The 24,320-nt window shown below is 61.9% G+C and carries 26 protein-coding genes; 22 read left to right on the forward strand and 4 right to left on the reverse strand.

Annotated features, from left to right (window positions below; translation table 11 throughout):
- Positions 1-54: 54 nt before the first annotated feature.
- The 7 genes from cysE (at position 55) to ACE04I_RS20265 (ending at position 6,064) form a co-directional block, all read left to right on the forward strand.
- Entirely contained in the window at positions 55-879 is an 825-nt protein-coding gene (gene cysE, locus ACE04I_RS20235) for a serine O-acetyltransferase (protein ID WP_046792146.1), read from the forward strand.
- Positions 880-981: 102 nt separating this feature from the next.
- Positions 982-1,185 carry a DUF3126 family protein gene (locus ACE04I_RS20240; protein WP_046792147.1) on the forward strand — a complete coding sequence of 68 codons (204 nt, stop codon included), beginning with the start codon at positions 982-984 and terminating at the stop codon, positions 1,183-1,185.
- A 218-nt stretch (positions 1,186-1,403) separates the two neighbouring features.
- Entirely contained in the window at positions 1,404-1,754 is a 351-nt protein-coding gene (locus tag ACE04I_RS20245) for a phasin family protein (RefSeq protein ID WP_046792148.1), read from the forward strand.
- A gap of 252 nt (positions 1,755-2,006) precedes the next feature.
- A complete protein-coding gene (gene clpS, locus ACE04I_RS20250; protein ID WP_046792950.1) occupies positions 2,007-2,360 on the forward strand; it encodes an ATP-dependent Clp protease adapter ClpS in 354 nt (117 codons plus the stop codon).
- Positions 2,361-2,370: 10 nt separating this feature from the next.
- On the forward strand, positions 2,371-4,893 hold the full coding sequence (gene clpA, locus ACE04I_RS20255) for an ATP-dependent Clp protease ATP-binding subunit ClpA (RefSeq protein ID WP_046792149.1): 2,523 nt from the start codon (positions 2,371-2,373) through the stop codon (positions 4,891-4,893).
- An 86-nt stretch (positions 4,894-4,979) separates the two neighbouring features.
- Complete coding sequence (locus tag ACE04I_RS20260) at positions 4,980-5,726, forward strand: AzlC family ABC transporter permease (RefSeq protein ID WP_046792150.1); 747 nt, start codon at positions 4,980-4,982, stop codon at positions 5,724-5,726.
- Complete coding sequence (locus ACE04I_RS20265; RefSeq protein WP_046792151.1) at positions 5,723-6,064, forward strand: AzlD domain-containing protein; 342 nt, start codon at positions 5,723-5,725, stop codon at positions 6,062-6,064. Before ACE04I_RS20260 ends, ACE04I_RS20265 begins: the two co-directional genes overlap by 4 nt.
- Before the next feature lie 23 nt (positions 6,065-6,087).
- Here ACE04I_RS20265 and ACE04I_RS20270 read toward each other — a convergent pair whose 3' ends face one another.
- Genes ACE04I_RS20270 through ACE04I_RS20285 form a run of 4 tightly spaced genes read right to left on the reverse strand, consistent with a single transcriptional unit; the run spans position 6,088 to position 8,964 of the window.
- Positions 6,088-6,519, reverse strand: coding sequence for an HIT family protein (locus tag ACE04I_RS20270; RefSeq protein ID WP_046792152.1), 432 nt, complete (start codon positions 6,517-6,519; stop codon positions 6,088-6,090).
- 43 nt (positions 6,520-6,562) lie between these two features.
- The gene (locus ACE04I_RS20275; protein ID WP_046792153.1) at positions 6,563-7,756 is read right to left on the reverse strand and encodes a GNAT family N-acetyltransferase; all 1,194 of its coding nucleotides are present in this window, start codon (positions 7,754-7,756) and stop codon (positions 6,563-6,565) included.
- Positions 7,757-8,497: a glycerophosphodiester phosphodiesterase gene (locus tag ACE04I_RS20280; protein ID WP_046792154.1), complete on the reverse strand. Its 741-nt coding sequence runs from the start codon at positions 8,495-8,497 to the stop codon at positions 7,757-7,759.
- Positions 8,494-8,964 carry a RidA family protein gene (locus ACE04I_RS20285; protein ID WP_046792155.1) on the reverse strand — a complete coding sequence of 157 codons (471 nt, stop codon included), beginning with the start codon at positions 8,962-8,964 and terminating at the stop codon, positions 8,494-8,496. The genes ACE04I_RS20280 and ACE04I_RS20285 overlap by 4 nt, the downstream gene beginning before the upstream one ends.
- 110 nt (positions 8,965-9,074) lie before the next feature.
- Here ACE04I_RS20285 and ACE04I_RS20290 point away from each other — a divergent pair, with 110 nt between their 5' ends.
- The 15 genes from ACE04I_RS20290 to lpxB all read left to right on the forward strand — a co-directional run bounded on the left by ACE04I_RS20290 (position 9,075) and on the right by lpxB (position 24,307).
- A complete protein-coding gene (locus ACE04I_RS20290; RefSeq protein WP_046792156.1) occupies positions 9,075-9,917 on the forward strand; it encodes a cell envelope integrity EipB family protein in 843 nt (280 codons plus the stop codon).
- Between the two features lie 95 nt (positions 9,918-10,012).
- Entirely contained in the window at positions 10,013-10,942 is a 930-nt protein-coding gene (locus ACE04I_RS20295) for a hypothetical protein (RefSeq protein WP_046792157.1), read from the forward strand.
- Positions 10,943-11,156: 214 nt separating this feature from the next.
- Positions 11,157-11,924: a 30S ribosomal protein S2 gene (rpsB, locus tag ACE04I_RS20300; RefSeq protein WP_046792158.1), complete on the forward strand. Its 768-nt coding sequence runs from the start codon at positions 11,157-11,159 to the stop codon at positions 11,922-11,924.
- A gap of 236 nt (positions 11,925-12,160) precedes the next feature.
- Entirely contained in the window at positions 12,161-13,087 is a 927-nt protein-coding gene (tsf, locus tag ACE04I_RS20305; protein ID WP_046792159.1) for a translation elongation factor Ts, read from the forward strand.
- Between the two features lie 115 nt (positions 13,088-13,202).
- On the forward strand, positions 13,203-13,925 hold the full coding sequence (gene pyrH / locus ACE04I_RS20310) for a UMP kinase (protein WP_046792160.1): 723 nt from the start codon (positions 13,203-13,205) through the stop codon (positions 13,923-13,925).
- Between the two features lie 47 nt (positions 13,926-13,972).
- Positions 13,973-14,533, forward strand: a complete 561-nt coding sequence (gene frr, locus ACE04I_RS20315) for a ribosome recycling factor (protein ID WP_046792161.1) — start codon at positions 13,973-13,975, stop codon at positions 14,531-14,533.
- A 52-nt stretch (positions 14,534-14,585) separates the two neighbouring features.
- Complete coding sequence (locus ACE04I_RS20320) at positions 14,586-15,335, forward strand: isoprenyl transferase (protein WP_046792162.1); 750 nt, start codon at positions 14,586-14,588, stop codon at positions 15,333-15,335.
- Positions 15,335-16,168, forward strand: coding sequence for a phosphatidate cytidylyltransferase (locus ACE04I_RS20325; protein ID WP_137326760.1), 834 nt, complete (start codon positions 15,335-15,337; stop codon positions 16,166-16,168). Before ACE04I_RS20320 ends, ACE04I_RS20325 begins: the two co-directional genes overlap by 1 nt.
- A gap of 29 nt (positions 16,169-16,197) precedes the next feature.
- The gene (gene rseP, locus ACE04I_RS20330; protein WP_046792951.1) at positions 16,198-17,319 is read left to right on the forward strand and encodes an RIP metalloprotease RseP; all 1,122 of its coding nucleotides are present in this window, start codon (positions 16,198-16,200) and stop codon (positions 17,317-17,319) included.
- A gap of 198 nt (positions 17,320-17,517) precedes the next feature.
- Positions 17,518-19,854: an outer membrane protein assembly factor BamA gene (gene bamA, locus ACE04I_RS20335; RefSeq protein ID WP_046792164.1), complete on the forward strand. Its 2,337-nt coding sequence runs from the start codon at positions 17,518-17,520 to the stop codon at positions 19,852-19,854.
- Positions 19,855-19,905: 51 nt separating this feature from the next.
- A complete protein-coding gene (lpxD, locus tag ACE04I_RS20340) occupies positions 19,906-20,970 on the forward strand; it encodes a UDP-3-O-(3-hydroxymyristoyl)glucosamine N-acyltransferase (protein WP_046792165.1) in 1,065 nt (354 codons plus the stop codon).
- Positions 20,963-21,430 (forward strand): 3-hydroxyacyl-ACP dehydratase FabZ, encoded by a 468-nt coding sequence (fabZ, locus tag ACE04I_RS20345; RefSeq protein WP_046792166.1) that lies wholly within the window; start codon positions 20,963-20,965, stop codon positions 21,428-21,430. The genes lpxD and fabZ overlap by 8 nt, the downstream gene beginning before the upstream one ends.
- Positions 21,427-22,242 carry an acyl-ACP--UDP-N-acetylglucosamine O-acyltransferase gene (gene lpxA / locus ACE04I_RS20350; RefSeq protein WP_046792167.1) on the forward strand — a complete coding sequence of 272 codons (816 nt, stop codon included), beginning with the start codon at positions 21,427-21,429 and terminating at the stop codon, positions 22,240-22,242. The genes fabZ and lpxA overlap by 4 nt, the downstream gene beginning before the upstream one ends.
- Before the next feature lie 5 nt (positions 22,243-22,247).
- A complete protein-coding gene (locus ACE04I_RS20355; protein WP_046792952.1) occupies positions 22,248-23,129 on the forward strand; it encodes an LpxI family protein in 882 nt (293 codons plus the stop codon).
- Positions 23,129-24,307, forward strand: coding sequence for a lipid-A-disaccharide synthase (gene lpxB / locus ACE04I_RS20360; RefSeq protein WP_046792168.1), 1,179 nt, complete (start codon positions 23,129-23,131; stop codon positions 24,305-24,307). Before ACE04I_RS20355 ends, lpxB begins: the two co-directional genes overlap by 1 nt.
- Positions 24,308-24,320 lie beyond the last annotated feature (13 nt).

A 24,320-nucleotide genomic window follows, 5' to 3' on the forward strand; every position in this document is an offset into this window, starting at 1 on the left:
CTTCCTGTAAGATTATTCTATATGAAGTCGCCTACGGCAAACAGGGAGACGGCGATGGCCGCAAGAACCGAAATCCGCCAGAGGGACATGGTCTCCGCCGTGGACCCGATCTGGGATACGATGCGCCAGGAGGCCAAGGCCGCCGCGGAGAGCGATCCGCTGCTGGCCGCGTTCCTCTATTCGACCGTGCTGAATCACCAGTCGCTGGAAGAATGCGTCATCCACCGCATCTGCGAGCGGCTCGATCATCCCGACCTGCAGGCGGTGCTGCTTCGCCAGACCTTCCTCGAAATGCTGGCCGACCGGCCGGAATGGGGCGCCGTCCTTCGGGTCGACATCCAGGCCGTCTACGACCGTGATCCCGCCTGCGTGCGATTCCTCGAGCCCGTCCTCTATTTCAAGGGCTTCCATGCCATCCAGACCCACCGGCTGGCCCATTGGCTGCTCGAGTGCGGCCGGCGTGATTTCGCGCTCTATCTGCAGAGCCGCTCGTCCAGCGTCTTCCAGACGGATATCAATCCGGCGGCGCGCATCGGCAAGGGCATATTCCTCGACCATGCGACCGGTCTCGTGGTGGGCGAGACGGCGGTCATCGGCGACAATGTTTCCATCCTGCACGGCGTGACGCTCGGCGGGACGGGCAAGGAAGGCGCAGACCGGCATCCCAAGATCGGCAACGGCGTGCTGATCGGCGCGGGCGCCAAGATCCTCGGCAATATCGAGATCGGCAGTTGCTCGCGCGTTGCGGCGGGTTCCGTCGTGCTGAAGCCGGTGCCGTCGAAGTCGACGGTGGCGGGCGTTCCAGCCAGGGTGGTCGGCACGGCGGGATGTTCCGAGCCCGCGCGCCTGATGGACCAGATCTTGATGTCCGAGGACTGAGTTCCGCTCCGCCGCCTGTGGGCGGTGGATGCTTTGCTGCCTTTACTTTCGCCTTTATCCCGTGCCAAAAGCGCCGCAACGCGAAAAGCAACGGAGAACCTCGTGAAACCGGACGAAATCAAGAAACTCGACGCCTATTTCAAGCGCACGTTCAACCCGCAGGTCGTTGTGAAGGCTCGTCCGCGCAAGACCGATTCCGCCGAAGTCTATCTGGGCGACGAATTCCTGGGTGTCGTCTATATCGACGATGAGGACGGCGACCGGTCCTACAATTTCTCCATGGCTATTCTCGACGTCGATCTCTGATCGGCTTCAGGGCGAAAATCCCATGCAGCGGGCCTTCACGGGCCCGTTTTTTGTTTCGCCACCTCAGTTTCACGGGAGAGCGAAAGCTTCCCGGTGCCCGCCGTCGAATCACGCCGCTCATGTGCGCCTCGTATGATTGTGCGGCGCACAATTCCGTCTTGACTTTGACGGGGCGAGGCAATTCTATGAGCATCTCCGAATGAACAAGGGGCGATGCCATGTTCCACTTCGACGATGCCGAGGGGACGACCAGGGAGGCGATGGACGCCATGCTGAAGAGCTATTCCGAGGTGGCCAAGGGGTTCCAGACGATCGCCACCGAGGCAAACGATTACTCCCGCAAATCTTTCCAGGACGTGACGGTCTTCATGGAAGCCTTCGTCAGCGCCCGTAGCGTCGAAGCGGCTTTCGAGCTGCAGGCGAATTATTTGAAGTCGTCCTACGAAGGTTTCATTGCCGAAGCGACCAGAATGAGCGAAATCTATGCCGATCTCGCCAAGGCCGTCTACAAGCCGTACGAGGCGCCTATTGCGAAGCCTGCAAACCCGGCGACGACCGCCGCCGCCTGAGCGGCCAGGAAGAAAAACGGTCAACGGCCTTCATCGTCAGAGGCCGGCGTCGCTTCGCGGCGCCGGCTTTTTCGTTTCCGCTCCTCGCGGCCGGAGTTTTCCGCCGCTAATGCATGCGCGTTAGCGGATTAGTGATTGCGCGGCGGCGAAGGGGGCTTAAAATCTGCGTCCAATGAACTAAGTTAGTAAAAATCTGATGTCCGGCCGGAAACCGTTCGGAACTTCCACCGGATGATTGGGGAATGAATGAAGATGATCGCAGGGCCGATCTTGATGGAACGTGAAAAAGGCACGGACGGAGACAATGCCAATCGGGGAACTTCGGTTATCACCCGCACGAAGCCGAAGACCAAGAAGCCGAATCTCTATCGCGTGCTTCTCCTGAATGACGACTATACGCCGATGGAATTCGTCATTCACATTCTGGAGCGTTTTTTTCAGAAGGATCGCGAGGCGGCGACGCGCATCATGCTCCACGTCCACAACCACGGCGTGGGGGAATGCGGAATATTTACATACGAGGTGGCGGAAACCAAAGTGAGCCAGGTCATGGACTTCTCCCGGCAACACCAGCATCCGCTGCAATGTGTCATGGAAAAGAAGTGAGGAACCCCACGTGCCAACTTTTTCGCCTAGTCTTGAAAAGGCGCTGCATCAGGCACTGACCTTTGCCAACGAGCGGCATCACGAATATGCCACGCTCGAACACCTGCTTCTCGCGTTGATAGACGACGCGGACGCAGCGGCGGTCATGGGCGCTTGTAACGTCAATCTCGAAGTCCTGCGCAAGACCGTTAGCGACTATGTCGACAACGAGCTTTCCAATCTGGTCACCGGTTATGACGAGGACTCCAAGCCGACGTCCGGCTTCCAGCGCGTCATCCAACGCGCGGTGATCCACGTCCAGTCTTCCGGTCGCGAGGAAGTGACCGGGGCAAACGTCCTGGTCGCGATCTTCGCCGAGCGGGAAAGCCATGCGGCCTTCTTCCTGCAGGAGCAGGAGATGACCCGCTACGATGCGGTCAACTACATTTCCCACGGCATCGGCAAGCGGCCCGGCTCCTCCCAGGTCCGTCCGCCGCGCGGCGCCGAGGAGGCCGATCCGGATTCCAAGCCTGCCCGCGAGCAGGACGAGGGATCGGCCAAGAAGCCGCAGGACGCCTTGAAGGCCTATTGCGTCAACCTGAACGACAAGGCCCGCGAGGGCAGGATCGATCCCCTGATCGGCCGCAATGCGGAGGTGAACCGCACCATCCAGGTGCTGTGCCGCCGCTCCAAGAACAACCCGCTCTATGTGGGCGACCCCGGCGTCGGCAAGACGGCGATCGCCGAGGGCCTAGCCAAGCGGATCGTCGAAGGCAAGGTGCCGGAAGCGCTTTCCGACGCCACCATCTTCTCGCTCGACATGGGCACGCTGCTTGCCGGCACCCGTTATCGCGGCGATTTCGAAGAGCGGCTGAAGCAGGTCGTCAAGGAGCTCGAGGAATATCCGGGCGCGGTGCTCTTCATCGACGAGATCCACACCGTGATCGGTGCGGGCGCCACCTCGGGCGGCGCAATGGATGCGTCCAACCTCCTGAAGCCGGCGCTTTCGTCCGGGGCGATCCGCTGCATCGGCTCGACCACCTACAAGGAATATCGCCAGTTCTTCGAGAAGGATCGGGCGCTCGTCCGTCGCTTCCAGAAGATCGACGTCAACGAGCCGTCGATCGATGACGCGATCGAGATCATGAAGGGCCTCAAGCCCTATTTCGAGGACTATCACAAGCTTCGTTACACCAACGAGGCGATCAAGTCCGCCGTCGAACTGTCGGCCCGCTACATCTCCGACCGCAAGCTGCCGGACAAGGCGATCGATGTGATCGACGAGACCGGTGCGGCGCAGATGCTGCTGCCGGCCTCGAAGCGCCGCAAGCTGATTACCGAAAAGGAAATCGAAGCCACGGTCGCCACGATGGCGCGCATTCCGCCGAAGACCGTTTCCAAGGATGACGAGATGGTTCTCGCCAACCTGGAAAAGGAATTGCGGTCTGTGGTCTATGGCCAGGACAAGGCGATCGAGGCGCTTTCGACCGCCATCAAGCTTGCCCGTGCGGGCCTGCGCGAGCCGAACAAGCCGATCGGCGCCTATGTCTTTTCCGGGCCCACCGGCGTCGGCAAGACGGAAGTCGCCAAGCAGCTTGCCTCCTCGCTCGGCGTCGAGCTGCTGCGCTTCGACATGTCGGAATATATGGAACGCCACACCGTCTCGCGGCTGCTCGGCGCACCTCCCGGCTATGTCGGCTTCGACCAGGGCGGCCTTTTGACCGATAGCGTCGATCAGCATCCGCATAGCGTGGTCCTGCTCGACGAGATCGAGAAGGCGCATCCGGATATCTTCAATATCCTGCTGCAGGTCATGGACCACGGCTCTCTGACGGACCATAACGGCAAGAAGATCGACTTCCGCAACGTCATTCTGATCATGACGACGAATGCGGGCGCTTCGGAAATGGCCAAGGCTGCCATCGGCTTCGGTTCGTCCAAGCGCACCGGCGAAGACGAGGAAGCATTGAACCGCCTCTTCACGCCGGAATTCCGCAACCGCCTGGATGCCGTGATCCCGTTCGCACCGTTGCCGACGGAAGTCATCCATCAGGTCGTGCAGAAGTTCGTCATGCAGCTCGAGACGCAGCTTTCGGAACGCAACGTCACCTTCGACCTGCACGAGGATGCGATCGCCTGGCTCGCCGAAAAGGGTTACGACGAGAAGATGGGCGCGCGTCCGCTCTCGCGTGTCATCCAGGAGCACATCAAGAAGCCGCTTGCCAACGAGATCCTGTTCGGCAAGCTGCGCAAGGGCGGCGTGGTGAACGTCACGGTCGGCAAGAAGGAAGACGGCAAGGATGGCCTGATCCTCGAAGCCATTCCGGAAACCGCGCCGGTGAAACCGAAGCCGGAAGCCGAAGTGGAAGAAGCAGCCGAAGAGGCTGCGCCCAAGGCAAAAGCCAAGACGCCGAAGAAGTCCGGCAAGGACAAGGACGGCGGATCGGCCAAGGCGCGCGCGATGGTCGATGCCGATGTGATAGCATCGGAAGAGCCGCCCAAGACATCGCCCCGCAAGGGCAGCACCGTTCCAAGGGTGCCGAAGAAGAAGTGAGGCTGGCGTCACCAGCCGACAATGCCGGGCTCGTCCCGGCATTGTCGTTTCTGTATTGAAGTACCTTTGCGCTATCCGGATTTTTCATGTCCCTAGACAGTGATACGCGGCCCGCTTCGTTCTGGTTCTATACCGGAATGAAGGGCATCACCTCGCTGCCCGCCCTCATACTCATGACGTCCTTCGTCGGCTTCAGCGCCTTTGCGCTGGAGGCGGGGATCTCGCGCGGCGAGGCGATGTTCATGACCTTCGGCATATGGGCTCTGCCGGCGCAGATGATCCTTGTCGGCATGATGACGACCGGGGCGCCGCTTGCGGCCTGCTTCCTCGCGGTGACGCTGTCGTCCATCCGCATGATGCCGATGGTCGCTTCGATCGTGCCCGAGATGCGCACGCGGCGGACGCCCACCTGGCTCTTGCTCTTCGCTTCCCATTTCATCGCAATCACCGCCTGGGTGTTCGCGCTTCGAACGCTTCGCGACGTGCCGCGCGAACACCGCGCCGTCTATTTCCTGGGGTTCGGCCTGACGCTTACGACGATCAACACCGGCATCGTCGCCATCTGCTATGGGCTGGTGTCGCAATTTCCGCCGCTTGTCGCCGGCACGCTCTTCATGCTGACGCCGGTCTATTTCGTTGCCTCGATCTGGGCGACGGCGCATCACAGCGTGGTGAAGCTTGCTTTCGTGGTCGGTATCGTCGGCGGGCCTTTGATGGCGCTGGTGGCGCCGGAGTTCGACGTGCTCTATGCGGGGATCGGCGGCGGCACGGCCGCCTATCTCGTCGACCGGTTCTATATCCGCCGGCGCAGGCGGGCAGGGAGCGCGCGATGACCGAGGCCTGGTGGTGGAGCTATCTGGTGATCGCCGTAGCGGGCTTTCTCGCAACCGACATCTGGCGCTGGCTGGGGGTTCTCACCGGCAACCGCCTGAACGAAGATTCGGAAGCGCTGCACTGGGTGAGGGCGGTGGCGACGGCACTTGTGATGGCCGTCACCGCCAAGCTCATCGTTTTTCCGACCGGAACGCTTGCGGGCTCGCCGCTATGGCTGCGGCTGGCTGCTGCAGGCCTCGGGTTCGTCGCCTTCCTCCTGTCCGGCCAGAAGGTCGGCGTCGGGGTCGCCGTTTCCATGGCGCTTCTCGCAAGCGGGCTCTGGTGGCTCGGTTTCTGATACCGGCCCCGTGAAGGCTCGGGTCAGTTCCCGAGCTTGCCGATGATCTTTTCCGCCTGGGACGCGAGCACCTCATTATCTTCCATCTTGCCGGAATGCGGCTTGAGCGCCAGACCCTCGTAGCGGGGGATGACGTGGAAATGCAGGTGATAGACGGTCTGCCCGGAGGCGGGCTCGTTGAACTGGATGACCGTGATCCCATCCGCCTCAAAGGCTTCTTTCGCGGCCTTGGCAAGCTTCTGGACGATCGGAATAAGTTCCGAGAGCACCGTCGGATCGGCATCGAGTATGTTGCGGGAGGGCGTCTTCGGCACCACCAGCAGGTGGCCCGGCGATTGCGGCATCACATCCATGAAGGCGAGCGTATGGTCGTCCTCGTAGATGCGGTGGCAGGGGATTTCGCCACGCAGGATTTTCGCGAAGATGTTGTTCTCGTCATAGGTCTGGCCGCTCATGGTGATGTCCTCTCCTTGATTGATGAACCCGATTGCGCCGGGCTCAATCCTGTTCCTGCTGCCGCTCACCCTTACGGAACGGACTGTGTTCGGACAGGTATTCGCTCATATACTCGACCTCATGGCGTTCGCGCTCGAGATAATCGGCGATCGCCCGCCGCAGACCCGGATGGGCGATGTAATGCGCTGAATGGGTGGTGACCGGCAGATAGCCGCGCGCCAGCTTGTGCTCCCCTTGCGCGCCCGCCTCCACCCGTTTCAGGCCCTTGGCCAGCGCGAAGTCCACCGCCTGATGATAGCAGACCTCGAAATGCAGGAAGGGGTGATCCTCGATACAGCCCCAATGCCGGCCGTAAAGCGCATCGCCCCCGATGAAGTTGATGGCGCCGGCGATGTATTTGCCCGCGCGTTTTGCCATGACGAGGAGGATGTCGTCTGCCATGCGCTCGCCGATCAGCGAATAGAAGCTGCGGGTGAGATAGGGCCTGCCCCATTTGCGGCCGCCCGTATCCATGTAGAAGGAGAAGAACTGGTCCCAGATGTCTTCCGTAAGGTCCGTGCCGGTCAGCCACTCGATGGTGATGCCGTTCTCGACCGCGGCCCGGCGCTCCTTCTTCAGCGCCTTGCGCTTGCGGGAAGCCAGCGTTTCCAGAAACTCGTCGTGGTCGGCATAGCCTTCGTTGAAGAAATGGAACTGCTTGTCGGTGCGATGCAGATAGCCGGCCTCTTCGAAGGCGGGCAGTTCCGCCTCCGGCAGGAAGGTCACATGCGCGGAGGAGACGCCGAGCTGGCGCGTCACCTCCTGGAGACCGGCGGCAAGCGTCGCGCGGGTGGCTTCCGGATCATAGCCGGCGGAGATGAGGAGGCGCGGACCCGTCGCGGGCGTGAAGGGCACGGTGCATTGAAGCTTCGGATAATAGCGGCCGCCGGCCCGTTCGAAGGCGTCCGCCCAGCCGTGGTCGAAGACGTATTCGCCCTGGCTATGGCTTTTCAGATAGCCCGGAACCGCTCCGATCAGCGTTCCCGCATCGTTTTCCAGGAGCAGATGCTGCCCTAGCCAGCCGGTCTTTGCGGCAGCCGAGCCGGACTCCTCCAGGGAGGAGAGAAACGCATGGGAAATGAATGGATTATAAGCGATGTCTAAAGAAGCATTCGAGGTGCCGGAAAGGCGCGACCAGCTTTCCCGGTTGATCGCGCAGAAGGATTTTTCGATGCGGATGGTGAGGTTGCCTGGCATTTAGACGGCGGCCATCTCCCGTGGGTCAAAACCCTCGAATGTCATCTGGTCCGCATATTTATAGGTATCTTCGCGGGCCTTTGCATCCCTCACGGTCCAGGTGATCACCGGAATTTGTGCCTGTCTCTGCCCGGTGACGAAGCTGTTCGGCAGATGCGCCCAGTGATAGGAGATGAAATCGAGCCCGAGCTGCATGGCTTCGTCGTGCCTGAAGAAATCCTCCGGCTTGTTTCCTTCGGCGGTGAGGCCGAGCGGATAGGGAGCCTCTGCAGCCTTCAGCTCCTTCAGGAGGTGATGATCGAAGCTCATGAGGGCGACCTTGCCCTGATAGCCTTCCAGCACTTCGAGCACGGCTTCGATAAAGCCGTCATCCTCGCCTTCGCGGCCCTTGAGTGCGCGGCCTTTGAGCTCGATGACGAGCGGCACCTTTCCGGCGACGAGCGCCAGCATCTGCTTCAGCGTCGGAATTCGGTCCTTCGTCCCGCCGACGGCGAGCATGCCGAGTTCGGCCGAGGTCCGTTCGCGCACATCGCCCTTGATGCCGCAGAGCCGCTCAAGGTCGTGGTCGTGAAAGACCACCGGCACGCTATCGGCGGCGAGCTGGAGGTCGCATTCGATGGCGAAGCCCGCTTCCACCGCCCGCGAGAAGGCGGACAGCGTATTCTCCCAGACGGATTTGTTCATGTCGTGATAGCCGCGATGGGCGACGGGCAATTCCTTGACCCAGGATGCGGAGGTCATGCTTCGATCTCGATGATCGCGTCGATTTCGACGGCGGCATTGAGCGGAAGGGATGCCATGCCGACGGCGGCGCGGGCATGCTTGCCGGGCTCGCCCAGCACATTGGCGATGAGGTTGGAAGCGCCGTTCATGACGAGGTGCTGTTCGGTGAAGTCGGGCGACGAGGCGATGAAGCCGTTGAGCTTCACGATGCGGCGTATCCTGCCGAGGTCTCCCGCAAGTGCCGCCTTGGCCTGGGCGAGGATGTTGATCGCGCAGAGTTCCGCGGCGCGCTGGCCCCTTGCGACGTCCACGTCGCGGCCGACCAACCCGGTCACCGCAACTTTGCCATCTTCGATCGGCAATTGTCCCGAGAGGAAAAGAAGATTGCCGCTGATGGTGAAGGGCACGTAATTGGCTGCCGGCGCTGCTGCGGCGGGAAGCGTGATCCCCAGTTCCTTCAATCGGCTATCGATGGCATCGGACATTTTCGACTCCCGGTTTCGTTGTAATGTCTTCCAAAATCCTGCATCAAGCAGATAAGCTTGTTGATTGCGTTCTTATAACACCGAGCCCTGAGTCCAACAGGAGATAATGAATGTATCGCATGAGCTTCGGGGCCATCCTGACCGCCGCGTTCGCCTTGAGCGGAGCGATCTCCGCAAATGCCGGGGCGGAGAGTGCGCGAATGCTCGTGCCGCACCGCGCCGTCTACGATCTCAAGCTCAAGGAAGCTTCGGAGCGCTCGGGAATCGAGGGCATGTACGGCCGCATGGTCTACGAATTCACCGGCTCCGCCTGTACCGGGTTCACCACCAATTTCCGTTTCGTCACCAGGATCAGCACCGGTGAGGAAACGCGCATGACCGACCAGCAGACGACCACGTTCGAAAATGCGCTGGCCCGCGAATTCCGCTTCGAGACGAAATCCTTCACCGACGAGCAGCTCGACAAGCAGGTGAGGGGCGAGGCGGTCGCGGGGGAGAGCGGCGTGAAGGTGGCGATATCTGCGCCCGAGCAACGGCAGATCGATCTTGCGACCAGCGATTTTCCGACCGAGCACATGCTCGAAGTCATCGAGAATGCCAAGAAGGGCAACCGCTTCTTCGAATCGCGGATTTTCGACGGTTCGGAAAACGGCGATCAGAGCCTGATGACCACGACAGTGCTCGGCAAGGAACAGGCGCCGGCGCCGGGCGATGCCGATGCGGACAAGGCGGGAGAATTCTCCAAGACCCCCTATTGGCCCGTCACCATTTCCTATTTCAATGAAGGCGCCGACGGTGACCCCACGCCGGTCTACAGCATGTCCTTCAAGCTCTACGGCAACGGCATCACCCGCGACCTCACCATGGACTATGGTGACTTCGTACTGACCGGCAGCCTGGAAAAGCTGGAAATGCTGGACAAGGGGCCGGAAAACTGCTCCGCGCCGCAATAGGCGGAACCTTGCCGCGGGAACGCCGCCCAACCGCTTGACAATTTTGGGAAATTTGCCCCCTTTGTCGTGTCTCCAGCCATGCGAGGAGACAGGATATGCAGCATTTTCCCTATATCGGTTCCGGCCCCTATTGCTACGCGAACTCCTTCGCGATGATGTTCGGCGATCACGCACCTTCGACGGCGGTGATCGAGTTTGCGACCGGCAGCCCTTTCGGCATGCAGCTGATCGGCGGCAAGCAGCCGTTCTTCGATCCGTACGGCTGGGATCCGGAAAAGGGCTTCGACGATGCCCTGCGGGCGCTCGGCTGGACTTCCAAAACCAGTAAGGCCTGCTCCTCCGAGGAGGCGCTTCGCAATCTCGAACTGTCCCTGCGGGACGGTCCTGTCTGGGTCGGGCCCGTCGAGATGGGGCATCTGCGTCACCAGCCGGGCATGACCGGGCCGATCGGCGCCGATCATTATGTCGTGGTGCTGGAAGTTGCCGGGGGCAGGGTGCTGATGCACGATCCGCAAGGCTATCCCTATGCCTCGCTGCCGGTTGCGGATTTCATGGAGGCCTGGCGCGCCGAAACGCTCGATTACGGCGAACCCTATACCATGCGCACCGGCTTCGAGCGGCTGAGCCGGGTTTCGGAGGAGGATACGATCCTCGCCTCGATCCCGACGGCGATCCGCTGGCTTTCCATGGAGGGAGATCACAAGATGCCTGCGGGAAGTCTCGGCAATGGCAAGGCAGCCGAAGAGCTTGCCCGGATGATCGAGAAGGGCTGCGACGAGGAACTCCGGGGGCATTTCATTCACTTCGCGGTCCGCGTCGGCGCGCGCCGGACAAACGATGCCGCGGTCTGCCTTCGCCGGATAGGCAATCTGGAGGCATCGGCGACGGCCGCCGAACAGGCGCAGCTCATCGGCTCCCTCCAGCACCATCTGGTTGCGCGCGAGGACGCTGCTGCTGCCGCCTCGCTGCGCCGACTCGCGCCCACCTATGAAAAGCTGCTTTCGGCGTTGAGGAAGGCGAGCTGACTTTCATTCGAAGAGGAAGGACCGTGATGGATGGCTTAAGTCATCTTTTTCCTTGCGGCCCTTGCTTTTCCGACGGATCGACTGTAAGGGCAGCCCTATTCCACACGTGAGGCATGGGATCGTCCGGGAGAAATCCGGGCAATTCCGCCGGTGGCAGGTCCGAAGGATCTGCTGTTCGCCTTGCGGAGGTTCAACCGGAAAAGGAGAAAAAGGCATGGCATTGCCTGATTTCAGCATGCGCCAGCTTCTGGAAGCTGGTGTTCACTTCGGCCACCAGACCCATCGCTGGAACCCGAAGATGAAGCCGTACATCTTCGGCGATCGTAACAACATCCACATCATCGACCTCGCGCAGACCGTTCCGATGCTGTCGCGCGCCCTGCAGGTCGTTTCCGACACGGTAGCCCGTGGCGGCCGCGTTCTCTTCGTCGGCACCAAGCGCCAGGCTTCCGAACTGATCGCCGATTCGGCGAAGCGTTCGGCCCAGTATTACGTCAACTCCCGCTGGCTCGGCGGCATGATGACCAACTGGAAGACCATCTCGAACTCGATCGCCCGTCTGCGCAAGCTCGACGAAATCCTCAACGGCGAAGCCCAGGGCTTCACCAAGAAGGAGCGTCTGAACCTTGAGCGCGAGCGCGAAAAGCTCGACAAGGCTCTCGGCGGTATCCGCGACATGGGCGGCACCCCGGACCTGATGTTCATCATCGACACCAACAAGGAAAAGATCGCTATCGATGAAGCCAAGCGCCTGGGCATCCCGGTCGTCGCCATCATCGACTCGAACTGCGATCCGGACCTGATCGACTATCCGATCCCGGGCAACGACGACGCTTCGCGCGCTGTCGCTCTCTACTGCGACCTGATCGCCCGCGCGGCCATCGACGGCATCGCTCGCCAGCAGGGCGCTTCGGGCCGCGATATCGGCGCTTCCGCCGAAGCCCCGATCGAGCCGGCTCTCGAAGGCGAATCCGAAGCCTAAGGCCAAGGTCGGAGCGGCTGAAGTCGCTCCCGCTTCCCAATTCGACCGAGGCCAGAGAGAATATCCCTGGCCTCGGTCTGTTTAACGACCTGTCCGCCCGCGGCTTCGCGGTTGAGGCGACAGGCCGGTGATGATCTTCATCACCCTGTCATACTTCCGGGTACATTCGTTCCCAAAACCTTGAGTTCGCCGAGGTTTTCCGGCGGCACGCAACATGAACCGACAAGAGGCTCACAATGGCTGAAATCACCGCTGCACTGGTGAAGGAACTGCGCGAAAAGTCCGGCGCAGGCATGATGGACTGCAAGAAGGCGCTGGCTGAAAACAACGGCGACATCGAAGCAGCAATCGACTGGCTGCGCGCCAAGGGTATCGCCAAGGCCGATAAGAAGTCGGGCCGCACGGCTGCGGAAGGCCTGATCGGCGTTGCCAGCGCCGGCACCAAGGCTGTTGTCGTCGAAGTCAATTCCGAAACCGATTTCGTCGCCCGTAACGAAGCCTTCCAGACGATCGTTCGCGGCATTGCCGACGTGGCGCTCACCACCGACGGCACCGTTGAGGCCGTAGGTGCCGCCACCTATCCGGCGACCGGCAAGTCCGTCACCGACACGATCAAGGACGCGATCGCCACCATCGGCGAAAACATGAATCTCCGCCGTTCGGCCCTGCTGTCCGTCGAAGACGGCGTTGTCGCGACCTACATCCACAATGCCGCAGCCGACCGTCTCGGCAAGCTCGGCGTTCTGGTCGCGCTGAAGTCGACCGGCAACAAGGACGCCCTGAACGCCATCGGCCGTCAGGTCGCCATGCATATCGCTGCGACTGCGCCGCTGGCCATCCGCGCCGAGGAAGTCGATGCAGCCGTCGCCGAGCGCGAACGCAACGTCTTCATCGAGCAGTCCCGCGCTTCCGGCAAGCCGGAGGCCATCATCGAAAAGATGGTCGAAGGCCGCATGCGCAAGTTCTTCGAGGAAGTCGCCCTTCTTTCGCAGGCTTTCGTCATCAACCCCGAAGTGACCGTCGGTGAAGCCGTGAAGGCTGCCGAGAAGGAAGTCGGCGCGCCGATCGAAGTGACCGGCATGGCCCGCCTGCTGCTTGGCGAAGGCGTCGAGAAGGAAGAGACGGACTTCGCCGCCGAAGTGGCCGCGGCCGCCAAGGGCTGATAGAGCCTACCTTATCCTGTCAAAAGCGGAGGGCACCGGGTGACAAGCCGGTGCCCTTCGTGTATCCGCAGGCGGTTTGATATTTTCTCCGGCAGTTCGATTTCAAGGAGCCTTCATGTCGCCCGATCCCATCTACAAGCGCGTCCTCCTCAAGGCCTCCGGCGAAGCGCTGATGGGCAGCCAGGGTTTTGGCATTGATGTCGCGGTTGCCGACCGCATCGCCTCCGATATCGCCGAGGCCTGCGCCATGGGCGTCGAGGTTGGCGTCGTTGTCGGCGGGGGCAACATCTTTCGCGGCGTGGCCGTGGCCTCCAAGGGCGGCGACCGGGTGACCGGCGACCACATGGGCATGCTGGCGACCGTCATCAACGCGCTGGCGCTCGCCACCTCGCTGCGTAAGCTCGACATCGAGACGGTGGTGCTTTCGGCGATCGCCATGCCGGAGATCTGCGAGAGCTTCTCGCACCGTCGGGCGCTGCACCATCTGGAGCAGGGCAGGGTGGTGATCTTCGCCGGCGGCACCGGAAACCCGTTCTTCACCACCGATTCCGCCGCCGCCTTGCGCGCAGCCGAGATCGGCGCCGAGGCGATCTTCAAGGGTACGCAGGTGGACGGTATCTATTCCGCCGATCCGAAGAAGGTTCCCGATGCCACGCGCTTCGAAACGCTGACCCATAGCGAAGTCCTGGAAAAGGGGCTGGCGGTGATGGATGTGGCGGCCGTGGCGCTCGCCCGCGAGAACACCATTCCGATCATCGTGTTCTCGATCCATGAAAAGGGCGGTTTCGCTGAAATCTTGACCGGCGGCGGTCGCAAGACCATCGTATCGGACAACTGAAGCGCGGCAGGGAAACTGCCGGACAGACAAATGCAGGGAGTAGTTGCATGAGTGACGCAATCGATCTCAACGACATCAAGCGCCGCATGGACGGCGCCATCAACGCCTTCAAGAGCGATATCGCATCGCTGCGCACCGGCCGCGCCTCGGCGAACATCCTGGACCCGGTAACGGTCGAGGCCTACGGGTCCCGCATGCCGCTGAACCAGGTCGCCAACATCACGGTGCCCGAGCCGCGTATGCTCGCCGTCTCCGTATGGGACAAGTCGATGGTCGGCGCGGTCGACAGGGCGATCCGGGAGTCCAATCTCGGCCTCAACCCGATCGTCGACGGCCAGAACCTGCGCATCCCGCTGCCCGAGCTCAACGAGGAGCGCCGCAAGTCCCTGGTGAAGGTCGCCCATGACTACGCCGAAAAGGCCAAGGTCGCGATTCGCCACGTTCGCCGTGACGGCATGGACGGCCTGAAAAAAGCCGAAAAGGATGGCGTTATCGGGCAGGACGACAGCCGCTCGCAATCGGAGAGGGTGCAGAAGATGACGGATGACACAATTTCCGAAGTCGACCGCTTGCTTGTGGAGAAAGAAAAGGAAATCATGCAGGTCTGATACGAAGCTCGCGTGTTGACCTGCCTTCGCTCGCCGAGGAACTGCTCTGAATATGGCCACTCCTGATCTTCCGATCATACCCGAACACGTCGCCGTCATCATGGATGGAAACGGGCGCTGGGCGAACAAGCGCGGCCTGCCGCGCGCGATCGGTCACAGCAAAGGCGTGGAAGCCGTTCGCGAGACGGTGCGCGCCGCGGGCGAGGCGGGGGTCCGGTATCTGACCCTTTTTGCCTTCTCCTCGGAAAACTGGAGCCGCCCGGAAGACGAGATCAACGATCTCCTCGGTCTTTTGCGCAGGTTCATCCGGCGTGATCTCGCCGAGCTCCACCGGGAGAACGTGCGCATCCGCGTGATCGGCGACAAGCAGAACCTGCGCGGCGATATCCTGCCGCTCCTCCTGGAAGCCGAGGAGACGACCCGCCTGAACACTGGGCTTACGGTCGTCATCGCCTTCAATTACGGGGCGCGCAACGAAATCACGCGGGCGGTCGCCAAGCTTGCCCGCGAGGTCGAGGCTGGCCGCCTGAAGGCCGAAGATATCGACGCGCGGAGCATTGGCGACAATCTCGACACCGCCGGCATTCCGGACCCGGATCTCATCATCCGCACCAGCGGCGAAGAGCGCCTGTCGAACTTCCTGCTTTGGCAGGCCGCCTATTCCGAGCTGGTTTTCCTGCCTGAATACTGGCCGGACTTCAACCGGCAGCTCTTTTTCGATGCGCTGAGGATCTTCGCATCCCGCGACCGGCGATTCGGAGGTCTTTCGGCAAAGACTGCCGCTGCTGCGGTGGTCGGCTGATGGGATCGGAACTCAAGCGCCGGATCGTTTCGGCGATCGCGCTGGCGGCTATCGTCCTGGGCGCAACATGGGCCGGCGGCCTGCCGTTCCGCCTCATCGCAGCGCTGATGGCGCTGCTCATCTATTACGAATGGTCGACGATTACCCGGCTCGACGAATCCGCTTTCCGCGGCAACATGTTCGGCTGGGTGGCCACCATCCTCATCGCGGTCAATATCGCCTTCGGCGAAGCGTCGCTCAACGTTCCACTGCTCGGCGGATTCACGATCACGGCCCTGCTGCTCGTCCCCCTCGGCAGTGCCAACTGGTGGCTGCCGGGCGGCGTTCTCTATGCGGGGCTTTCCGGCGTTTCCCTTGCGGCGATCCGCGGCGCCGACCAATCCGGCTTCGTGGCGACGCTGTTCGTCTTCGCAGTCGTCTGGGCAACCGATATCCTTGCCTATTTCATCGGCCGGGCCTTGAAGGGGCCGAAGCTCGCGCCGAGGATCTCGCCGGGAAAGACCTGGTCGGGAGCTATCGGCGGGGCGGTTTCGGGCGTGATCGCCGGCTCGGCCGTCGCCTCCCTCGTCTTCTATCGGCTTTCCTTCTGGACGCTGGCGCTTGCGCTGCTCCTGTCGGTTTCCAGCCAGATCGGCGATCTCTTCGAATCGTTCATCAAGCGTCGATTCGGGGTGAAGGATTCAAGCCATCTCATTCCGGGCCACGGCGGGGTCATGGACCGGGTGGATGGCCTCGTTTTCGCCTGTTTCGCGGCCTTTCTTTTAACGCTTGTATATGGGGCTTCGGCAGATCATCCTGATGCGTCGGTGGCAAGCTTCCTTTTCGGGCTCTGACCGGCGCGAATGACGAAACGGACATGGCGATGGCGATTTTCGGACTGATCACTGGCTATATCATCCCCTTCATACTGGTCCTGTCGCTGCTCGTCTTCGTTCACGAGATGGGCCATTACCTGATCGGCCGCTGGTGCGGAATTCGGGTGACGGCGTTTTCCGTCGGCTTCGGGCCGGAGATCGCGGGCTTTACCGACAGGCATGGCACACGCTGGAAGCTCTCGGCCATACCGCTCGGCGGCTATGTGAAATTCTTCGGCGACGATGATGTCGCGAGCCTTCCGGACGCCAGCGGCCTTGCGGGGATGACGGAGGCCGAAAAGGCGAAGACGCTCGCCGGGGCGAAGCTCTGGAAGCGCGCCGCAACGGTGGCCGCCGGGCCGATCGCCAACTTCCTGCTCGCTATCGCCATTTTCGCCGTCCTGTTCGCCACCTATGGAAAGGTCGTGGCCGATCCGGTGGTGGCCGAGGTTCGTTCGGAAAGTGCCGCGGCTTCCGCAGGCGTCGAGCCGGGCGACCGGCTCGTGGCGCTCGACGGGACGCGTATCGACACTTTCGACGACGTTCGCCGCTATGTGAGCGTGCGGCCGGAGACGCCGATCGTCGTGACGGTGGAGCGTAACGGCCGTGAACTGGATCTGCCCATGGTTCCAAAGCGCGAGGAGATCACCGATCAGTTCGGCAACAGGATCGAGCTTGGGATCATCGGCATCGTCACCAATGGGGAGCGCGGCAATTTCCGCGTCCAGACCTTCTCCCCGATGGAAGCGGTTTCCGAAGGGGTGAAGGAAACCGGCCACATCGTCACCGGCACGTTCCGCTATATCGGCAATCTCGTTACCGGCCGGATGAAGGCAGATCAGCTCGGTGGTCCGGTGCGGGTGGCCCAGGCTTCCGGCCAGATGGCGACGCTCGGGGTCGCGGCGGTCATCCAGCTTGCCGCCGTGCTTTCCGTTTCTATCGGCCTTCTCAACCTGATGCCGGTGCCGGTACTTGACGGCGGGCATCTTGTTTTCTACGCAATCGAAGCGGTTCGGGGAAAGCCGCTCGGGGCGGGGGCGCAGGAGATCGCGTTTCGCATCGGAATGGCTATGGTGCTGAGCCTGATGGTCTTTGCAACCTGGAACGACATCAGCAACCTGATCGGGTGAGGGCCTTCATTTTACACAATAAACCCTTTGTTTACCCTGTTTCGAAGAGTTGCGTGGCCATTGGGTCACGCCTTGGAAGGAAGTAAACAGAAATTAACGCGATGCCTTGCTTGTAGAGTAAAAGCAGGTAAAACGACACACGTGGCCGGAGTCGGGTTCCAACCCGCTGAGGACAACGGGAAAAGGTAAGAATTGAAAATGAAGGCTGGTTCAAAGTTTTTGAACGCAGTGTCGGCGTTTGCGCTGTCTGCTGGTGTAATCGCGTCGGGCGCGGGTGTTTTGGTGCTTGCTTCCGCGCCGTCTGCCGAAGCGGCAGTTATTCGCAGTGTCCAGGTTCGGGGCGCGCAGCGCTCCGGCGAGGAGGCGGTCCGTTCCAATCTGACCATTCAGCCGGGCGTCAGCTTCTCGGATGCCGACATCGACGAATCGGTCAAGCGTCTCTACGCGACCGGTTATTTCTCCGATGTCCGAATCAGCGTGTCGGGCAGCGCGCTCGTCGTGACGGTGAGCGAGAATCAGCTCGTCAATCAGGTGGTCTTCAACGGCAACCGCAAGATCAAGGACGACAAGCTGCAGTCGGTCGTCCAGACCCAGGCTCTGGGCCCCTACAGCGAGGCACTGGTCAACGCCGATATCGAGCGCCTGCGTGAAGCCTATTCCGCAACCGGCCGCAGCGATGTCGAGATCACCACCCAGGTGGTTCCGGTCGGCGAAGGCCGCGTCAACATCGCTTTCGTCATCAACGAAGGCGAGCGCACGAAGATTTCCAACATCAACTTCGTCGGTAACCAGGCCTATGGCGACGGTCGTCTCCAGTCGGTCATCACCACGAAGGAATCGGGTCCGCTGTCCTTCCTGACCCGCAAGGACGTCTACAACGAGGACAAGCTGCGCGCCGATGAAGAGGCGCTGCGCCAGTTCTACTACAATCACGGCTATCCGGATTTCCGCATCATCTCCTCCGAGGCCGTTCTCGACGAGTCGACCAACCAGTACAACATCACCTTCACGGTGGAGGAAGGTCCTCGCTACAAATTCGGCGACATCGCGGTGGAATCCACGGTCGATGGCGTGAACTCCGCGGATCTGCAGGGTCTGGTGCGCACTCATGCCGGCGACGTCTACAACGCTCGCGAAATCCAGCGGTCGATGGAAGAGATCTCCCGTCGCGTGGCTGCGGCCGGCTATCCGTTTGCTCGCGTCACGCCGCGCGGCAACCGCAATTTCGATACGCAGACCATCGGCGTTTCCTACCTGGTCGACCAGGGCGAGCGCGCCTATGTCGAGCGCATCGAGATCCGTGGCAACACCCGCACGCGTGATTACGTCATTCGCCGCGAGTTCGACTTCAGCGAAGGCGATGCCTTCAATCAGGAGATGATCTCGCGCGCCAAGCGTCGTCTGGAAGCGCTGGGCTACTTCACGAACGTCAACATTTCCACTTCGGCAGGCTCTTCGCCCGACCGCGTGGTGGTCGTGGTCGACGTCGAGGATCAGCCGACCGGTTCGTTCGGCATCGGCGCCGGTTATTCCGCCGGTGGCGACGGCCTCATCCTCGAAGCCTCGATCGAAGAGAAGAACTTCCTCGGCCGCGGCCAGTTTATCCGTGTCGCCGTGGGCGGCGGTTTCGACAATGCGCGCAGCTACACGCTCTCCTTCACCGAGCCCTATTTCCTCGGTTATCGACTGGCTGCCGGCTTCGACATCTTCAAGAACCAGACTTCGTCGGAAGATTATTACGATTACGACGAGCAGGGCGTGACGCTGCGCGTAACCGCGCCGATCACCGAAGAGCTGGCGACGACGTTCCGCTATACCTACAAGCAGATCAACTACGAGGGTGAAGACGACTGGGATGTCGGCGACAATCTCTCCGAGCCCTACCGTGATCTGATCGAGCACGGCGAGTTCGTCCAGTCGTCCATTTCCCAGACGCTGACCTACAACACGGTCGACAGCACCACGCTGCCGCGCGAAGGCATCTATGCCACGCTGACGCATGAATATGCGGGTCTCGGCGGCGATTCGGAGTTCTACAAGATCACTGGCCGCGCGCGTTACTTCCACATGCTGTCGGATGAATCCGATATCATCGGCTCGCTGGCGGTGGGTGCCGGTCATGTCGTCGGCACGGGTGATTCGCTCAACGTCTTCGATCAGTTCATGATCGGTGGCCGTCAGATCCGTGGTTTCAAGAACGACGGTATCGGCCCGCGTATGCCGAACGGCGATCCGCTCGGCGGCACGACCTACTTCAACGCGTCGGCGGAAGTCTCCTTCCCGATGCCGGGCTTCCCGCAGGACTTCGGTCTGCGCGGCGCGCTCTTCGCTGATGCCGGTTCGCTTTGGGGCAACGAGGTTGCCAATAGCGGCGGTGTGGTCGGTACGGACTCTTCGATCCGTGCATCGGTCGGTGTCGGTGTGACCTGGGCTTCGCCCTTCGGCGCACTCCGCTTCGACTATGCCGTACCGGTCGCGAAGGAAGACTTCGACGAGACCCAGGAATTCCGGTTCAGCATGGCGAACCAGTTCTGATCACGCCCGTCCAGAACTGCGGACAACAACTGTTCTGGAGCTTTAGGCTTGATGGAGAACAATGAATTCTTTCCGCCCCATGGTGGTGTGCGCCTGCGCGAGCTGGCTGCCCATCTTGGGGCAGAACTGCTTGACGATTCGGCAGGAGACCGGCTGATCCACTCGGTGGCGCCGGTCGCGCGCGCGCGGGAAGGGCAGCTCTGCTACATTCTTTCGCGCAAGAGCAAGGACGAACTGGCGACCTGCCGGGCTTCGGCCATTCTCTGTGACGCGGCTTTGCGGTCGGCAATCCCCGAACATATTCCCGTCCTTCTCAGCAAGACCCCGCATACGGTATTCGCCCAAGCGGGAGCGCTGCTGCACCCGATCGCGATGCGCCCGGCGCCGGTCACTTCGCAAGCCGAGGGGATTTCTCCGGCCGCTTTCATCGATCCGACCGCGAAGCTCGAGCCCGGCGTGCATGTGGAGCCGATGGCGGTGATCGGCGCGCGCGCGGAAATCGGCTCGGGCACCCGCATCGGTGCGGGCAGCGTCGTCGGCGCGGATGTGAAGATCGGCCGGGATTGCACGATTGCGGCTGGGGCCAGCATTCTCGCGGCGTTGATCGGCAATGGGGTCATCATCCATAACGGCGCGCGTATCGGCCAGGATGGTTTTGGTTTCGCACCCGGTCCCAGGGGCATGCTGAAGATCGTGCAGGTAGGCCGCGTCATCATTCAGGACAATGTCGAGATCGGCGCGAATACAACCGTCGATCGCGGCGCCATGGACGATACGGTCATCGGCGAAGGTACGAAGATCGACAATCAGGTTCAGATCGCGCATAACGTGCAGATCGGACGCCACTGTGGTATTGCCAGCGGCGCCGGCATCGCCGGCTCCACCAAGATCGGCAATGGCGTGCTTATCGGCGGCGCTTCGGGCATCAATGGTCACATCACTATTGGCGACGGCGTGCAGATCGGAGCCATGAGCGGCGTCGTGGCCGACGTGCCCGCGGGCGCGCGCTATGGTGGTATTCCGGCTCGGCCGATGAAGGATTTCCTTCGCGAGGTGGCGGAAAAGATGGCGCGCTCCGACGAAAGGGCAAAACGCAAAGGAGAAAAGAATGACTGATGAGACCAAGCCGGTCCTCGGCGCGGCCGATATTCAGGAAATCATGAAGCTTTTGCCGCATCGCTATCCGTTTCTGTTGGTCGACAAGATTATCGAGATCGACGGCGACAATTCCGCGATCGGCATCAAGAACGTGACGGCAAGCGAACCGCATTTCACCGGACATTTCCCGGAACGTCCGATCATGCCGGGTGTTCTTCTCGTGGAAGGCATGGCGCAGACCGCCGGCGCCATCTGCGCGCGCAAGGAAGGCGAGTGTGGAAACCTGGTCTATTTCATGACCATCGACAACGCCCGTTTCCGCAAACCCGTCGTGCCCGGAGACCGTGTCGAATATCATGTGAAGAAGCAGAAGCAGCGGGGCAATATCTGGAAGTTCCACTGTGACGCCAAGGTGGATGGCGCCCTGGTTGCGGAAGCGGATATAGGCGCGATGATCGTGCGTAAGGACGCAGAATGAGCAAGATCGCTGCCAGCGCTCGCATTCACCCGCTTGCCTTGGTCGAGGACGGCGCCGTCATTGGCGAGAACGTCGTGGTCGGCCCTTTCTCGCAGGTCGGCCCGCGCGTCGTGCTGAAGGACGGAGTGGAGCTGATCTCCCATGCGGTGGTGACCGGCAATACGGAGATCGGCCGTAATTGCCGTATCTTTCCGATGGCGGTGATCGGCGGCGTTTCCCAGAGCCTTCACGAAGCGGGCGAGGATTCGTCCCTGACGGTCGGCGACAACTGCACCATGCGCGAAGGCGTGACGATGAATTGCGGCACGGTTGGCGGCGGCGGCAAGACGGTGGTCGGCAGCGATTGCCTGTTCCTCGCCAATTCACACGTTGCGCACGACTGCCAGCTCGGCAGCGGCATCATCATGTCGAACAATGTCATGCTTGCCGGCCATGTGCATGTCGGAGACCGCGCCATTCTCGGCGGCGGCTGCGCGGTGCACCAGTTCACCCGTGTCGGGCGACAGGCCTTCATCGGCGGGCTGTCTGCCGTGAATTACGATGTCATTCCTTACGGCATGCTCAACGGAAATCCGGGCATTCTCGGCGGCCTTAACGTGGTCGGCATGACGCGCGCCGGTGTCGAGCGCGCCACGATCCATCGGGTGCGCCGCGCCTTCAAGCAGATATTCGAGGGTGAGGGCAATATCCGCGTCAACGCGGCTGCGATCCGGGACGAGTACCAGGATTGCCCGGAAGTGATGGAAATCCTCGATTTCATCGCTGCAGACAGCGACCGCGCGCTTTCGTCGCCCTATCGCGGCAAGGGCTGATGCCCATGGCCGCGCCTGCGAGCCTGGCGGCAAAAGGCCGGCTGGCCATCATCGCGGGAAACGGTCTCCTGCCCGTGCATCTGGCGGAGGCCGCGCGGGCGGCGGGGGAAGATCCGTTCATCATTCTTCTCAGGCATGAAACCGATCAGCGTTTCGAGGGGTTCGAGACGACGACCATGGCGATTGCCGACATTGCCGGATTCAATCGAATTCTCCGCCAGCGCGGCATTGACCGGGTCGTGCTTTCCGGCGGGGTGACGCGCCGGCCGGACTGGCGCGACGTTCGGCCGAACTGGAAGATGCTGCGCAAATTGCCGGCATTGTTCCGTACTCTGGTTTCGGGCGGCGACGATGCCTTGTTGCAGATGACGATCGGCATACTCGAAGCTCAGGGATGCCGCGTCATCGGCGCCCACGAGATCGCTCCGAACCTTCTTGCCAGGACCGGTCCGCTCGGCAGGCAGGTGCCTTCCGAGGAGGATCGCCGCGATATCGAAGCCGCCGCGGCGGCGGCCCGCCGGTTGGGCGAACTCGATATCGGGCAGGGAGCTGTCAGCGTCGGCGGCCGCGTCGTCGCGCTCGAGGGCGTGGAAGGCACGGACCGGATGCTGGAGCGCGTCGCCGGGTTGAGAGCCGAAGGGCGGATTTCCAGCCGCCGCAAGGGCGTGGTCGTGAAGCTCTGCAAGCCTCAGCAGGATGTTCGCGCCGATCTGCCGTCCATCGGGCCTTCGACGGTTCGCACCGCAGCCGCGGCCGGGCTCGCAGGCATAGTCGTCGAGGCGGGCCGCGCCCTGGTGCTGGAGGAGGCTGCGCTGATCGCGGCGGCCGATGAAGCCGGGCTTTTCGTCTGCGGTATCGATCCCGGCCTGGCCGGTGGAGGTTTGTGATGGCGGATACGCTGAAAGTCGCTGTCGTCGCCGGTGAGGTGTCCGGCGATCTGCTGGGCGGCAACCTGATTGCGGCATTGAAGGCGGCCCACGGCGGACCGGTCGAACTCGTCGGCGTCGGAGGCGAGGCGTTGGAGGCGCAAGGCCTGCGCTCGCTCTTCGATTTTTCCGAGCTTTCCATCATGGGGCTGACGCAGGTTCTGTCGCGCCTGCCGGGCCTGGTCAGGCGCATCAGCCAGACGGCCGCGGCCATTATCGCCGCAAGGCCCGATGTTCTCGTCATCATCGACAGCCCGGATTTCACCCATCGGGTCGCCAAGAAGGTGCGTGCAGCACTGCCCGACCTTCCCATCGTCGATTACGTCTGCCCGAGCGTATGGGCGTGGAAGGAATACCGCGCCAAGGCGATGCTCGAATATGTCGATCATGTGCTTGCGGTTCTGCCCTTCGAACCGGAAGCGATGCGGCGTCTCGGTGGCCCGGAAACGAGCTTTGTCGGCCATAGGCTGACGGACGAACCGGAACTCGTGAAGGTTCGCGGTCTTCGCGCCGCGCGCCCCGTAAAGGGGAAGGGCGAGCAGCGCACTATTCTCCTGCTGCCCGGCTCCCGTTCCGCCGAGATCAAGGCGCTTCTGCCGGTCTTCTGCGAGGCTGCGCGGGAATTCGAGATGCGTAATGGCCCCACCCGTTTCCTCTTGCCGACGGTTGCGCGCCAGGAGAAGCTGGTGCGCGAGATCGTCGGCTCACTTCCGGTGAAGCCGGAGATCGTGACGGGCGAGGAGGGCAAGTGGACCGCCTTTGCGGAAGCCGATGCGGCTATCGCCGCTTCCGGTACGGTCATCCTGGAGCTGGGGCTCGCCACGGTTCCGGTTGTTTCCGCCTATAGGTCCGACTGGCTGATCACGATGCTGCACAAGCGGATCAAGATCTGGTCGGCGGCGCTGCCGAACCTCATCGCCGATTATCCTATCGTGCCGGAATATTTCAACCAGGTGGTGCGCGCCGGCAGCCTTTGTCGTTGGGCGGAGCGGCTTTCCGCCGACACCGCTCAGCGTCGCGCCATGCTGGAGGGCTTCGACCTCGTCTGGCAAAGGCTGCAGGTGCCGGTGCCTTCGGGCGAGGCGGCGGCAGGCATCGTTATGCAGGTCCTGGAAAACAGGAAGCCCGGTCATCGCTGACCGGGCTTCTTTG

This window comes from Rhizobium moroccans (assembly GCF_057559155.1).

Coding starts and splice junctions, on each gene's coding strand:
- ACE04I_RS20285 (WP_046792155.1), bottom strand. CDS start 8,964: ATGTCCGATGCCATCGATAGCCGATTGAAGGAACTGGGGATCACGCTT.
- ACE04I_RS20275 (WP_046792153.1), bottom strand. CDS start 7,756: ATGCCAGGCAACCTCACCATCCGCATCGAAAAATCCTTCTGCGCGATC.
- ACE04I_RS20280 (WP_046792154.1), bottom strand. CDS start 8,497: ATGACCTCCGCATCCTGGGTCAAGGAATTGCCCGTCGCCCATCGCGGC.
- ACE04I_RS20355 (WP_046792952.1), top strand. CDS start 22,248: ATGGCCGCGCCTGCGAGCCTGGCGGCAAAAGGCCGGCTGGCCATCATC.
- lpxD (WP_046792165.1), top strand. CDS start 19,906: ATGGAGAACAATGAATTCTTTCCGCCCCATGGTGGTGTGCGCCTGCGC.
- ACE04I_RS20295 (WP_046792157.1), top strand. CDS start 10,013: ATGCAGCATTTTCCCTATATCGGTTCCGGCCCCTATTGCTACGCGAAC.
- ACE04I_RS20265 (WP_046792151.1), top strand. CDS start 5,723: ATGACCGAGGCCTGGTGGTGGAGCTATCTGGTGATCGCCGTAGCGGGC.
- tsf (WP_046792159.1), top strand. CDS start 12,161: ATGGCTGAAATCACCGCTGCACTGGTGAAGGAACTGCGCGAAAAGTCC.
- ACE04I_RS20290 (WP_046792156.1), top strand. CDS start 9,075: ATGTATCGCATGAGCTTCGGGGCCATCCTGACCGCCGCGTTCGCCTTG.
- lpxB (WP_046792168.1), top strand. CDS start 23,129: ATGGCGGATACGCTGAAAGTCGCTGTCGTCGCCGGTGAGGTGTCCGGC.
- ACE04I_RS20260 (WP_046792150.1), top strand. CDS start 4,980: ATGTCCCTAGACAGTGATACGCGGCCCGCTTCGTTCTGGTTCTATACC.
- ACE04I_RS20245 (WP_046792148.1), top strand. CDS start 1,404: ATGTTCCACTTCGACGATGCCGAGGGGACGACCAGGGAGGCGATGGAC.
- pyrH (WP_046792160.1), top strand. CDS start 13,203: ATGTCGCCCGATCCCATCTACAAGCGCGTCCTCCTCAAGGCCTCCGGC.
- clpS (WP_046792950.1), top strand. CDS start 2,007: ATGATCGCAGGGCCGATCTTGATGGAACGTGAAAAAGGCACGGACGGA.
- rpsB (WP_046792158.1), top strand. CDS start 11,157: ATGGCATTGCCTGATTTCAGCATGCGCCAGCTTCTGGAAGCTGGTGTT.
- fabZ (WP_046792166.1), top strand. CDS start 20,963: ATGACTGATGAGACCAAGCCGGTCCTCGGCGCGGCCGATATTCAGGAA.
- ACE04I_RS20325 (WP_137326760.1), top strand. CDS start 15,335: ATGGGATCGGAACTCAAGCGCCGGATCGTTTCGGCGATCGCGCTGGCG.
- bamA (WP_046792164.1), top strand. CDS start 17,518: ATGAAGGCTGGTTCAAAGTTTTTGAACGCAGTGTCGGCGTTTGCGCTG.
- ACE04I_RS20270 (WP_046792152.1), bottom strand. CDS start 6,519: ATGAGCGGCCAGACCTATGACGAGAACAACATCTTCGCGAAAATCCTG.
- cysE (WP_046792146.1), top strand. CDS start 55: ATGGCCGCAAGAACCGAAATCCGCCAGAGGGACATGGTCTCCGCCGTG.
- rseP (WP_046792951.1), top strand. CDS start 16,198: ATGGCGATTTTCGGACTGATCACTGGCTATATCATCCCCTTCATACTG.
- ACE04I_RS20320 (WP_046792162.1), top strand. CDS start 14,586: ATGGCCACTCCTGATCTTCCGATCATACCCGAACACGTCGCCGTCATC.
- frr (WP_046792161.1), top strand. CDS start 13,973: ATGAGTGACGCAATCGATCTCAACGACATCAAGCGCCGCATGGACGGC.
- lpxA (WP_046792167.1), top strand. CDS start 21,427: ATGAGCAAGATCGCTGCCAGCGCTCGCATTCACCCGCTTGCCTTGGTC.